Source organism: Bogoriella caseilytica, from assembly GCF_003752405.1.
Taxonomy (GTDB): domain Bacteria; phylum Actinomycetota; class Actinomycetes; order Actinomycetales; family Actinomycetaceae; genus Allobogoriella; species Allobogoriella caseilytica.
In genome coordinates this window covers 1,713,022-1,725,590 of record NZ_RKHK01000001.1, presented here as the reverse complement: position 1 = coordinate 1,725,590, position 12,569 = coordinate 1,713,022, and the positions used below count along the sequence as shown (strand labels likewise).

At 69.1% G+C, this 12,569-nt stretch carries 12 protein-coding genes; all 12 read right to left on the bottom strand.

Annotation, left to right across the window (positions count from 1 at the left end; genetic code table 11):
• Positions 1–40: 40 nt before the first annotated feature.
• Entirely contained in the window at positions 41–1,018 is a 978-nt protein-coding gene (gene pheA / locus EDD31_RS07635; RefSeq protein WP_123303626.1) for a prephenate dehydratase, read from the bottom strand.
• 182 nt (positions 1,019–1,200) lie between these two features.
• Positions 1,201–2,022 (bottom strand): glycosyltransferase, encoded by an 822-nt coding sequence (locus EDD31_RS07630; RefSeq protein ID WP_245991032.1) that lies wholly within the window; start codon positions 2,020–2,022, stop codon positions 1,201–1,203.
• 101 nt (positions 2,023–2,123) lie between these two features.
• Positions 2,124–2,999, bottom strand: coding sequence for a DUF5926 family protein (locus EDD31_RS07625; protein ID WP_123303625.1), 876 nt, complete (start codon positions 2,997–2,999; stop codon positions 2,124–2,126).
• A gap of 37 nt (positions 3,000–3,036) precedes the next feature.
• A complete protein-coding gene (locus EDD31_RS07620; RefSeq protein ID WP_123303624.1) occupies positions 3,037–4,188 on the bottom strand; it encodes a glycerol dehydrogenase in 1,152 nt (383 codons plus the stop codon).
• A 117-nt stretch (positions 4,189–4,305) separates the two neighbouring features.
• Entirely contained in the window at positions 4,306–6,378 is a 2,073-nt protein-coding gene (locus EDD31_RS07615; protein WP_123303623.1) for an FAD-dependent oxidoreductase, read from the bottom strand.
• Positions 6,379–6,398: 20 nt separating this feature from the next.
• Positions 6,399–7,193 carry a 3-ketoacyl-ACP reductase gene (locus EDD31_RS07610; protein ID WP_123303622.1) on the bottom strand — a complete coding sequence of 265 codons (795 nt, stop codon included), beginning with the start codon at positions 7,191–7,193 and terminating at the stop codon, positions 6,399–6,401.
• A complete protein-coding gene (locus tag EDD31_RS07605; RefSeq protein WP_211336083.1) occupies positions 7,190–7,627 on the bottom strand; it encodes a MaoC family dehydratase in 438 nt (145 codons plus the stop codon). The genes EDD31_RS07610 and EDD31_RS07605 overlap by 4 nt, the downstream gene beginning before the upstream one ends.
• Positions 7,624–8,736 (bottom strand): acyl-CoA dehydrogenase family protein, encoded by a 1,113-nt coding sequence (locus EDD31_RS07600; RefSeq protein WP_123303620.1) that lies wholly within the window; start codon positions 8,734–8,736, stop codon positions 7,624–7,626. Before EDD31_RS07600 ends, EDD31_RS07605 begins: the two co-directional genes overlap by 4 nt.
• A gap of 121 nt (positions 8,737–8,857) precedes the next feature.
• The gene (locus EDD31_RS07595) at positions 8,858–9,649 is read right to left on the bottom strand and encodes an enoyl-CoA hydratase/isomerase family protein (protein ID WP_123303619.1); all 792 of its coding nucleotides are present in this window, start codon (positions 9,647–9,649) and stop codon (positions 8,858–8,860) included.
• Between the two features lies 1 nt (position 9,650).
• Positions 9,651–10,934: a TRAP transporter large permease gene (locus tag EDD31_RS07590; protein ID WP_123303618.1), complete on the bottom strand. Its 1,284-nt coding sequence runs from the start codon at positions 10,932–10,934 to the stop codon at positions 9,651–9,653.
• Positions 10,922–11,500 carry a TRAP transporter small permease gene (locus EDD31_RS07585; protein WP_123303617.1) on the bottom strand — a complete coding sequence of 193 codons (579 nt, stop codon included), beginning with the start codon at positions 11,498–11,500 and terminating at the stop codon, positions 10,922–10,924. Before EDD31_RS07585 ends, EDD31_RS07590 begins: the two co-directional genes overlap by 13 nt.
• A gap of 3 nt (positions 11,501–11,503) precedes the next feature.
• The gene (locus tag EDD31_RS07580) at positions 11,504–12,562 is read right to left on the bottom strand and encodes a TRAP transporter substrate-binding protein (RefSeq protein WP_170163237.1); all 1,059 of its coding nucleotides are present in this window, start codon (positions 12,560–12,562) and stop codon (positions 11,504–11,506) included.
• Positions 12,563–12,569 lie beyond the last annotated feature (7 nt).

The following is a 12,569-nucleotide window of genomic DNA, read 5'->3' as shown; positions in this document are numbered from 1 at the left end:
GCGGCCACGCCTCGGACCGATCCACGGCCCGGGTCGAGGCTCAGTGCGAGCCGAGGCCTGCGACCCACTCCCGCGCGGCCCGGAAGTCAGCGTCAGCGGTGCCGGGGCGCAGATGCGGTGGCACGCCGTCGGCGCGCGGGTAGGAGCCGAGGAAGTTCACCACGGGGCAGACCCGGTGCAGGCCGATGAGGGCCTCCCGGAGCCGCTCATCGGACAGGTGCCCCTCGGCGTCGATGGAGAAGGAGTAGCGGCCTAGCGAGTCCCCGATGGGCCGCGACTCGATGCGCGCCAGATTGACTCCGCGGGTGGCGAACTGCTCGAGCATCCGCAGCAGCGCACCAGCCTCGTTGTCCGGCAGGTGCACCGTGAGTGTGGTCTTGTCCGCCCCGGTGGGCTCCGGCAGCGGACCGGGCGCCGCGACCTCGATGAAGCGTGTGATGGCTCCGGGATTGTCGGCCACGTTCTCCGCGAGCACCTCGAGGTCGTAGCGCACTGCGGACAGGTGCGAGCAGAGCACCGCCTCGAAGGGCTGGGGCCCTTCGCTCAGGAGCGCTGCGGCTGCGGCGGTGGAAGTCGCCGGCACGTGGACGACGGCGTCGCTGCGATCATCCGCCGTGGCGGGAAGGTGCTCCGCCACCCAGCGGCGGCACTGAGCCCAGGCGTGGGGGTGGGTGGAGATGCGCCGGACGTCGCGCAGCGCCGTCCCGCGGCGAGCGCACAGGGTGAAGGTCACCGGCACGAGCATCTCGCCCACGATGCGCAGCCCCGTACCGGTGGCCAGCGTGTCCAGGGTGGCATTCACACCACCCTCGATGGAGTTCTCCACCGGCACGACGGCGCGGTCAGCCTGACCGCTGCGTACCTGGTCCAGGGCGGTCACGACATCGGTGCAGGGCAGCAGCTCTGCCACTTCCGGTCCGGTCACCTGCAGCAGTGCCGCCTCGGTGAAGGTGCCCTCCGGCCCGAGGTAGGTGTAGCGGGGTCTCGAACTCTCCTCGGGGCTGTGGGCTGCAGTCACGTCGGTCAGCGTAGCCCGCCCGCGAGGAGCTGAGCACGTAGCCTGAGGGGATGCGTCGACGGAATCAGTGGCAGCGCTGGGTGGTGGCGACGATTGCCATCCTGGCGGTCATCGGGCTGGTCGTGCCCTTGGTGATCGGTGGCGGCTTCATCTGACGGACTCCCACCGGTGGGACCGCGCCGTCAGTGACCGTGGTCGGAGGCTGCCTGCGTGACGTCCCTGACCCATGCCCGGTAGGGGTAGCCGGGCTTCTGGCGCTGCGGCAGGTCTCCCCGTTCCCGGCGCGGAACCCGGATCCGCCGGAGCTTCCGCGAGTTGATGGCCAGCGCGACATCCCGGTAGTGGGCACTCCCGCGCATCCGCGCGCTGAAGTCCGATGTGGTGACGGGCCGGTCGAGCTCGCAGGGGACCTCGATGAGCGTGTAACCCGCCACGAGGAGATCAATGATCATGCCTGTCTCCACGCCCCAGCCCCGTGCGAGGGGGTTGACGGCGTCGAAGGCCTCGCGGGTCACGCAGCGCTGCGCGGAGAGCGGCTGCATGGGCGTCCATCCCGTGGCCTTGGCGATGCCCTTACGTGCCAGGGCCGAGATGACGCTGCGGCCCCCGGGACCGCTTCCCGGCGCGCGCACCGCGATCGCACAGTCGGCCTCGCCGTCCAGGACGGGCACGACCACCGGAGCCGTGGCCACGGCTGTCTCGCCCAGGCCGGCGTCGAGGAAGAGTAGGTGTCGTGGTGGCGAGCCCGGGACGTCGCGCATGGCCACGACCGCGGCACCGGTCTCCATGGCGGTGGCCTTGCCACGCTCCACCGAGTGGCGCACCACCACCGCTCCGGCGCTGCGCGCGGCGTGCTGGGTGTCGTCATCGGAGCCGTCATCCACGACCAGCACCAGGTCCACGTGCGGGATGGCACGGGCGGCGCGAACAGTCGCCGCCACGTGACCGGCCTCATCCTTGGCAGGGATGATGACCGCCACGCGCTGCGACCGGGAAGAGGACACAGACGAACCCTATCTCTGCGACGTCGATCAGCCGGACGAAACCGCCGCGCCGCGCGGCGCCGTCCGCCAGGGTGGCCGGGCGACGCCCGCTCGCTCATCGGTCAGCGCAGCGATACCTGGCGGGAGACGAGGCCGGCGCGGGCCCGCCGCTGCTCCGGGGTGAGGGGCGCATCCTCGGCGATCGCTGCGGTCAGTCGCTTGTCGAAGGCCGCAGCAGGGCCAACCAGTTCATCGGCCTCCGCGCCGCGGGCCAGCTCCCAGACCGGGATGGAGAGCCCGCAGGAGCGGAAGGCCCCCACGAAACGTGAGCCCTCGTCGATCGCTGAGCTGCGCTCGGCGTGCAGTCGGGCGATGCCGTCGAGCACCTTCTCCGGGTCCTCGGGCCGGGCCCAGCGCACGAACTCCTTGCCCATCCGGCACCAGTACATCGAGGTCACGCCCTCGACCGGCGCGGTGGGCACGATCGACTCGTTCGCGTTCTCCAGAGCCTGAGCGGCCTGCGGGTCCTTGGCCTGCTCCTCACCGATCCAGAACACGAAGTCGTCGTGGACGGTGACCTCGGGGGCCTCGGTCAGGTCCAGGATGTCCTGCAGGCGCGGACCTGGCTCGATGATGCCGGTACCGCGCAGCGGCTCACCGGGTTCGAGTTCCAGAGCCATCAGCGTGGCCACGGCGACATCGCGCGAGGCGTCGCCGGAGTGCGCGGCAGTCTGCAGCGCGACCAGCACGGTGCCGTCCTCGCGACGCAGGGCGGGCAGGAAATCCGGCAACAGGGTCACGAGCTGGAACTCCCGGCCGCCGAAATCCTCCGTGGTGCGCAGCGTGGTCGATGCCGCGGGCACCACCTCGCGCATCGCGACGATCTCGGTCTCGCCGGGCAGCCCTTCGAAGGGCCGCTCGACGTACTCGACCTTCTTGGTCTTGGGCTCCGCACCCGGCTTGGGGCCGAGCTTCTTCTTCCGGTTCTTCTTGGCCATGCCGGCCAGCGTACGCAATGCTGACCGGCACTCCGGCTCAGGGGGTGAGGATCGGCGTGGGCTCGGCGAGCCCGTGCGCGGCGCGTACCCGCCGGGAGATGGCCTCGATGGTGGTCAGGGCGTCGAGCACGGCGTCCGCGGTGACCGGGAAGGGCATGTTGTGGATGGTCTCCCCCGGAGCGGTGGCGGCCTCGGCCACCGCACGCAGTTCGGCGGTGTCCTGCGGGCTGAGCCCGATCTCGGTGAGGGTGTTGGGCAGACCCACCCTGGTGGTGAAGACGATGAAGTCCTCGATGTCGCGTGCCGGCGCGCCCTCGAGCACGAGCTGGGTGAGCGTGCCGATGTTGACCTTCTCGCCATGGGTCAGGCCATGCGTCTGCGGCGCGGCGGTCAGCCCGTTGTGAATGGCGTGGGCGGCCGCGAGGCCACCGGACTCGAAGCCCAGACCGGAGAGCAGGGTGTTCGCTTCGGTCACCGCCTCCAGTGCTGGAGTGACCGTGTTCGAGCGCACCGCTTCGAGGGCATCGAGGGCGTGCTCCCAGAGGATCTCCCAGGACAGCTTCGCCAGCGCGGTACCGGTCCGTGTGGGCCGGTCGCCGACCATGGTGCCGGCGAAGGCACGAGCCGTGGCGCGTGCCTCCACCCAGGTGGCGAGAGCGTCGCCGATGCCACCGATGAGGAAGCGTTCCGGCGCCCCGGCCACCAGCTGGGTGTCCATGAGCACCAGGTCGGGGTTCTTGGGGAAGAAGCGGTACTCCTCGAAGGCGCCTTCCGCGGTGTAGATGACGGACAGGGCCGAGGTCGGGGCGTCCGAGGAAGCGGCCGTCGGCACGCTTGCCCACCGGATCCCGGCCAGGTGCCCGGCGGCCTTGGCGGCGTCGATGACAGATCCACCGCCCACCCCGGCAATGACGTCGTGGCCCCCCGAGCCGATGGCCTCGACCAACTCGTCAACGGCAGCAGCGGTGGCGTAGCTGTCGAAGCCCACGCGGGTGACCGGCAGGCCGGCCTCCTCGAAGCCGCGACGCAAGGGCTCCTCGACGATGCCCCAGACCACGTCATCGGCCACCAGCAGTGGTGTGGAGCCGATCTCCGACAGCCGGGCGCCCAGGGATTCGATCGCACCCTTGCCCTGGACATAGCGGGAGGGCGCCGCCAGGACCTGCTCGACGATCTGCTTCTCAGCCATGATTGCTCCTTCGCTCTCGGGTCACTCCCGAGCCTGGCACATCCGGGGAGCCGGGCACAGAGCCAAAGGTCCCCTCAAGCCCGGGACGGGCCGGGCCTGAAGGGACTGTGGGGCGATTCAGCGGATGTTGCCGTCAATGCGGAACTCGCGCCAGACGTTCTCGAAGAAGTCGTCGTCCTCGGGGATGGGGCGGCGTTCGCGCCACCAGGCCCGAGGAGCAGCCTGCTCGCCATCCCGGTGCAGCGCCACCTCCTGGATCTCGGCGTCGAGCGCTCCCTCGTCGAGGGTGAACCGGAAGATCTCGGGCAGGTCCAGTTCGCGCTGCGGATTCTCGCCGTAGCCGACCTGGGGGAGGTCACCGGCGGGGTCGGTGTAGAGCACCGACCCGCGCGAACGCCCCCCGTGGCCGACGTAGTCCGACATGGCGTTCACGTACACGTGCGCGGTGGTGAGGATGTCGCGGATCAGGAACAGACGATTCATCGAACGCCGGGAGCTGCGGTCGGCGGCGATGGTCTGCTCGTACTCCTCGAACCAGGCGGCCACCTGCTGCCGGGCTTCCTCGATGGTCTCCGGCGACCGCACCGGCCCCACCTTGGCGCTCATCATTTCCTGGATCTCCGTCAGCAGCTCCCCGGTGGTATCGGGCGCGCCGTGCTCGGCGCGGCGCGCGGCTGCTTCGGCCAAAGCCAGCGCATCGGCCACCACCGGCTCGGCTGCGGCGCGGAAGCCCTCCTCGCCCACCGGCTCCGCGGTGCGGTGCGCAGCGATGAACTGGGCGGCGCGGGTAGCGCCCACCTGGCCGGAGTTCAACGCCGAGCCACCGGGCCGGTAGACGCCGTGCGCCCCGCCGGCCTCCCCCACCGGGAAGAAACCGGTGAGGTTCGACTGCCACCAGCCGTCGACCACCAGGCCGCCGTTGTTGTGCTGGGCGCAGACGTCGACCTCGAGCATCTCCTGCTCCAGATCCACGTAGGGATTGCGGTCCAGATAGAACTGGTAGGCGGGCTCGTTCATCTTCCGGAGCCGCTCGATGGGCGTGCCGAAGAGCACGTCGGCGCGCTGGAGGTAGTCGTAAGCCTCCGGGGAGAGCAGTGAGGGATCGAAGTCCATGTTGACCGGGTTGCGGCGGAAGTCCAGGAAAACCCGGCGTCCGCGCAGCACGGTCTCGCGGTAGACGAGCAGGTCGATGAGCGAGGAGCCGTCACGCGCCTTTCGCACGTCGAAGGGCCACTGGTAACCCTTGAGGAAGACCAGGCTCATCAACCGCCCGAGATCCTCGATGCCCTCGGTGAGGAACTCGCGCTCGTCGTTACCCTCGGCGTCGGTGGAGACAAAACGCGGAATGACCTGCATGTAGGTGCCGGAGACGTTCCAGCGCGGCTTGATCGAGGCCAGCCCGAACTGCCACTCGGTCACGTTCTTGCCGTGCACCCCGCCACGGTAGGCCGCGCCCGAGGCGCCCCATTGGCCGTTGGGGAAGACGCGAGTGGCGTAGAGCCCGGCGGGCCCGCCGGTGGCGTAGACGACGTTCGTGGTGCGCACCAGCAGGAACGGGCTGCGTTCGCCGTCGTGCGGGACGTCGGTGCGCAGCAGCAGCACGCCGCAGATCGCGCCGTCGCGCACGATGAGGTCGACGACGCGGCAGTTGTCGTACACCGGGGTGCCGTTGCGGGCGACCTTCTTCTCCGTGTTCTCCACCATGGAGCGGGAGGTGTACGGGCCGACCGACGTGGCCCGGCGCCGCGGATCGTGGTCGGTCTTGTAGCCGATGAACTCGCCGTAGCGGTTCTGCGGGAAGGGGACGCCCAGGTCGCACAGGCGCAGGAAGGCGCGTGCCGAGAGGGCCGCCTCGGCGAGGGCGTTGTCGCCGTCCATGGCACCGCCGGAGAAGAGGGTCTCGGCCATCTCCTGGACCGAATCGCCCTCGGGCCCGGAGAGGGTGAGCTTGTAGTAGGTCTGCTTGTCCGATCCGGCATTACGGCTGGCGCCGGCGCGGACCTTGTCCGCCACCATGATGAGGTCGGTCTGGCCGAACTCCCAGAGCCGGTCGGCAGCGCAGTAGCCGGCCGAGCCCGTGCCCACCACCAGGGTGTTGGTGGTGAGCACCGGGATCTGCGCCCCGCCCACGTCCAGCAGGTCGGACTCGGGCACCGGGCTGGGCTCGAGGGTGTGGTTCTGCTCGTTCATGGTGTCCTTCCGGTGTGCCGTCAGAGGCGCTGGATGTGCATACCGCCGTCGACGTGCAGCACGTCACCGGTGGAGTAGGGCATGGCGCCCGCGGCGAGCTGGACGACGGCGCCGGCGACGTCCTCGGCCGAGCCCCAGCGCGGCATCGGCGCCAGGCCGGCGGCGAAGAGCTCGTCGTATTTCGCCGTCACCGCGGCCGTCATGTCGGTGGCGATCACCCCGGGCCGCACCTCATACGCGAGCACACCCTCGGGAGCGAGGGCCGCCGCCCAGAGCTTGGTCGCCATCGCGAGGCCCGCCTTGGACAGGCAGTACTCGCCCCGGTTGGTCGAGACCACGGTGGCCGAGACTGAGGTGACATTGATGATCGTGCCGCGCGCCTCACCCTCGACGCGGGGCCGCTGCAGCATGGCGCGAGCCACGCACTGGGTGAGGAAGTACGGACCGCGCAGGTTGATGTCCATCACCCGGTCGTAGCTCTCCGGGGTGGCCTCGATGAGATCTGCGCGCACCTGGGGCGCCACGCCGGCGTTGTTGACCAGCAGGTCGATCCGGCCCCATTCGGCCAGCGTTTCGCTGACGTAGCGCTCGTGCACCTCGAGTTCGGCCACAGAGCCTCGGGTGTAACGCACCGGCCCGAGCTCGCGTAGCTCGGCCAGCAGCTCGGCCGGTTCCTCCCGGGTGGCCAGGATCGCCACGGCGTAGCCCTCGGCGAGCAGGCCGCGGGTGATGCCGAGTCCGATGCCGCGGTTGCCTCCGGTCACCAGAGCGACCTTCTGCGTCTGGCTGGTACTGGTCTGTTCCGACGCCGTCATGGTGCGTCCTCCTCGGGGTAGCAATAGAGCAGATGGGTGCCCACCAGGCACAGCCGACCGTCATCGGTGGTGACCGTCATGGCGCAGTGGACAACGTTCTTCTCGGTCTCGATCCGCTCGACCACATAGTCCACCGCCACGGTCTGGCCGAGGAAGACGGGGGCCAGGAACCGCACGCGGTCGTAACCGTAGGACAGAGCTGTGACCCGGTGGTCTGCGCAGAGCCGGGCCGCGGCGGTCGAGGTCAGCGAGAGGGTGAGCGCGCCATGGGCGATCCGCCTGCCCTGAGGTCGGCTCCGCATGTACTCGTCATCGATGTGCTGCGGTGCGAAGTCCCCGGTGAGGCCGGCGAAGAGTGTCACATCGGTCTCCCCCACGGTCTTGCGGAACTCGGCGCGGGCACCGACCGGAGGCATGGTCGCTGGGGTGCTCATGCGAAGGCCCCCTGAGCTGCGCGACGGCCGAGCATGGTCTCGTGGATCTCGGAGGTGCCGTCGAAGATCTGCATGACCTTGGCCGCGTTGTGGAGGCGCAGGACCTCCCCGTCCGCCGCGAGGCCTGCGGCACCGAAGATCTGCATCGCCTCGTCGGTATGCCTCCGGCAGGCGTCGCTGGCGAAGAGCTTGGCCATGGAGATCAGGTCGCGGTCCCCGCCCTCGACCTGGAAGGAGTCGACGGCAGCCAGGGTCAGTTCACGGGCTGCCCGGTAGTCGGTCCACATCCGGCCCAGCTTGGCCTGGATACTCGGCAGGCCGCTGAGTGGCTGACCGAAGGCAATCCGAGAGGAGGCGCGCTCAGTGGCAAGCTCCAGGGCGCGGTGCAGGATGCCGCAGGAATAGGACGCCGCTTCGATCCGGGCCAGGTTGAGCCCGTCCATCATGCCGCGGAAGCCCTCACAGGTCAGGGCGTGCTCCTGCGGCACCCGCACTCCGGTCAAGGTCAGAGTGCCGTTCGGCATGCCGATCACACCAGAGAGCTGCGGACCAGGCTCGCCGGTCGCGCCGGCTGAGTCCATATCCACCACGAGTGCGATCGTGGGGGCGTCACGGCCGTCATGCCCCTCCTTGGCCAGCACGATCACGTAGTCACTCACCGGGGCGAGGCCGATCCAGCACTTCGCGCCGGTCAGCACGTAGTGGTCGCCGTCGCGTACCGCCACGGTCTGCATCGCCCGCACATCGGTGCCGGCACCCGGCTCGGTCATGGCGAATCCGCCGAAGACGCGGGCGGCCAGCGTGTCCGCGAGATAGCGGTCGCGCACTGCGGGCTGGGCGTACTTCAGCAACAGGTAGGCATGCAGCCGCGCCACCGAGGTGCTGATGGCCAGGGCCGGCAAGGTGGCGGCCAGGCGCTCGCTCGTCTCATGTGCCAGCCGCCCCCGGCTCAGGTCGAGCTTCCCCTCACGCACCAGCAGCGATTGCAGGCCGATCTCGGCCAGTTCGGGGAGGGCGCCGGGGAAGAAATCCTCCCCCCAGTGCGGGAAGCGTTGCGCGCGCCAGCGGTCCAGGTCGGCGAGGACGTCCGTGTCCTGCGGTGACAGCATCCTTCGGTTCTCCTTGGGATCAGGTCTGGTTCCAGAAAGCGCTTACCGACAGGATGACACACAGCCTGCCGGGAACACAGTCCGGACGCAGAGGTGGGGTGCGGAAGTTCGGGATCGATGGTCAGAAACGGCGTGTGGCGTGGGCAAAGGAGGTGGTGCCGAGCAAGGCGGCCACCGAGCCGGACTCGGCGGTGGCGTGCAGTGCGGCCGGGTTCTCCCCGGCCCCGAGTAGCACCTTGGCGCGGGCGAGCGCCTCGGCACTGTGCCCGGCCATCCGCTCACCGAGCCCCTGGGCACGCCGGCGCAGCGCCTCCCCGTCGGGAAGCACATCGCTCACGAGACCGAGGCGCGCCGCCGCGTCGGCCTCGATCAGCTCACCGGTGAGGATCAGCTCGCGGGCACGCGCTGCCCCCACCGCCTCGGCCAAACGCCAGGTTCCGCCCCAGCCAGGCACCACCCCAACAGTGACCTCCGGCAACCCGAGCCGCGCGTCGGTGACGGCCAACCGGAGATCACAGGCGAGAGCCAGTTCGAGTCCTCCACCGGCAGCAAGGCCGTTGATCGCCGCGATCACCGGGAGAGGGCTGTGCCGGACACGGTCGAAGACACGATGCCCGATCAGGTTCGCCGCAAGGAAGGCAGCAGGCTCGGTGCCCTTGACCTCCTTGAGGTCGGCACCCGCACTGAAGGCACGTGTGCCGGCGCCGGTGAGGACCACCACGCGAACAGCAGGATCGGACTCGAGGTCGGTGAGAGCGGCCTCGAGCGCGAGCAGCAGTTCTCGACTGAGCGCATTGAGCTTGCCCTCGCGCTGCAGGGTCAGCCAGCCCACCGGTCCGTCGATTGTGGTCAGGAGCAGCTCGGAGGCGCCGTCGGCCGCATCGGCATCGGAGGGGAGAGGTTCCTCAGTCATGTCAGCCCAGCAATTCGGGGAGGAAGAGCACGATCTGCGGGAAGGCCGCACAGAGCGCGATCACGATCAGCAGCACGAGGAAGAACGGCATGAGTGGTCTGATGGCTTGGACCACAGAGATCTTCCCGATGGAGGAGGCCACCAGGAGACACAGGCCGACCGGCGGGGTGATCAAGCCCAGGGCCAGGGTCATCACAGCGATGATCCCGTAGTGCACAGGATCGATCCCCGCAGCCACCACAGCCGGGCCGAGCACCGGGATCATGATCGCCATGGCCGGCAGGGCATCCATGAAGAGCCCGATCACGAAGAGGATCAGCACGATCACCCCGAGCAGGGCCCATCCCGGGACCACGTCGACCATGCCGCGGAAGAGCTGCGGCACCTGGTAGAGCGTGAGCACGTAGGCGAGGACTGACGCGGCAGCGAGCGCGAAGAGCGCCAGTGACGTCATCTTCGAGGCGGAGACGAACACCCCACCCAGCTGCCGGAGCGAGACGGTGCGGTAGACCACCAGCGCCAGGAACAGGGCGTAGGCCACGGCGAGCAGCGCAGCCTCGGTGGCGGTGACCCATCCCAGCCGGAAGCCACCCAGGACGATCACCACGATGCCCAGCGGCGGAAGCGCTCGCACGAAGGCGACGGCGGCGGCGCGCAGGTTGAAGGACTTCTCCCGCGGGTACCCGTTCCGCCTCGCCACCACGTAGGCAGCGACCATCAGACCGACGCCGATCATCAGCCCCGGCACGATGCCGCCCAGGAAGAGGGCACCGATCGAGGTGTTGGTGAGCGAGCCCCACACGATCAGCTGGATGCTCGGCGGGATCACGGTGCTGATCACCGCCGAGGCGGCGGTGATGCCGACGGCGAAGCCGGCCGGGTACCCCCGCTTGACCATCTGCGGGATCAGCACCGAGCCCGTGCCGGCCACGTCGGCGGTGGAGGAACCCGACATTCCGGAGAACCCAATGGAGGTTCCGACATTGACGATGCCGAGTCCGCCGCGGATCCAGCCGACGAGCATGCGCGCCAAGTCGATCAGCCGATCGGTCACCCCGGAGGCGATCATGATGGTGGCCGCCAGGATGAAGAAGGGCACGGCCAGCAGAACGAAGGAGTCCAGACCCGCATACATTCGTTGGACGAAGACCTCCAGGCTCAACCGCTGATGGAGGAAGACGAAGGGCAGGCACGCCAGGATCAACCCGAAGGCCACCGGGACCCGGAGCGAACTCGCCAGTAGGAAGATCAGGACGATCGCGATGAGGACGGTCAGCGCACCCATGGACCCTCACCCCCCGCAGGGGGCACATCGCCGAGACCCAGGTCATCGAGCTCGACCTGCTCAGCCATCTCCGTGCCCCGAAGCTGCAAGCCCTTGTTCTCGGGATCCTGCATGGCTTCCCACCACACCTGGATGGTGAAGACGAGCATCAGGACGGCCGAGACGGCGGGAGCCAGGTAGGTGTACACCAACGACATGCCCGACGTGGTCGAGGTGCGGCCGGTGCCGGTCTGGACGAAGGGGATCGAGCCCACGAGCAGCGCCACGGCGACTGCCGCCACCAGCGCCAGTCCCAGCGTGGCCAGCACCCGCTTGAGCTGCGGACCCAGCCGCCGGGGAATGAGATCGATGAGGAAGTGGTCCGAGGTCCGCACCCCGGCGGCTGCGCCGAGGAAGACCAGCCACACCAGGCCCATGCGGGACAGTTCCTCGGTCCACAGCGCGCGCTGAACAAAGGGCAGATAGCGGCCGAGGATCTGGAAGGCCACCATGGCCACGGTGGCCGCCAGAGCCACGGCGCACAGGATGACCACCACCCGGTAGAGGTGGTCGACGAGGCGCTTCATCTCTCAGCTCTCGGGCCGCAGCTCGATGATCTGCTCCAAGAGGTGCTCGACCTCCCACTGCTCGGCGTAGTCGAACCAGACGGGCTGGATCTGCTCGATGAGCGGAGCCGTGTCGATCTCGGTGATGGTGACGCCGTCGCGTTCGCCGAGTTCGATGAACATGGCGTCGTCCTCGTCAGCCTCCAGAGCGCGCTGGTACTCCCCAGTCTCCTCGGCTGCCTCACGCACGAGTCCGGCGAGCTCCTCACCCAGGGAGTCGAGGCTGGCCTCGGAGATGAGTAGCGGCCGGATGGTGACCTCGTGGTTGGTCTGCAACAGGTTGGGCGCCGGCTCGAAGAAGTTCTGGCTGTCGATGAAGACCGACTCGTTCTCGGCGCCGTCGACGACTCCCTGTTGCAGTGCGTTGTACAGCTCGGTGTACGCCACGGCGGTGGGGTCCAGACCGACGGCGGCGTAGGAATCCACCAGGATGTCGGAGGGCTGCACCCGGAAGAGACGCCCTTGGACGTCGTCCCACGAATCGGCCGGGTCGGTGAAGAACATCTGGCGGTAGCTGCCCCCGAAGTAGGTCAGGGGGAGGGTGCCGGTGGATTCCAAGAGGGCGTCGGCCAGCTCCTGGCCGATCTCGCCCGCGATGACGGTGTCGCGCTGGTCGCGGTCAATGATCAGGAAGGGCACGGACAGCAGACTCATCTCCGGGGCGAACTCCCCGATGGAGCCGGGCGCGAAGATCCCGACGTCGATCGAACCGCTCTGCAGTCCCTGGAACATCTCCGGCTCGTTGCCGAGGGCGGCGTTCGGATGGACCTCCACGACCACCCGGCCCTCGGTCTTCTCCTCGACCAGTTCGGCAAAGCGGTTCATGCCGGCGTCGAAGGGGGTGTCCACGGCGAGCTGGTGTCCGGCGATGAGCGTGTGTTCGACGCCGCCGCCTCCGGCGTCGCCGCCGTTGCCGGTGCCGTTGCCGTTGTCGGTGCCATTGCTGTCGCCGCATGCGGCGAGCACGAGGGCTGCAGCGGTGGCGCTGGCAGCCAGGGCGATTCCGGAAGACTTCTTTGTCATGGTCATC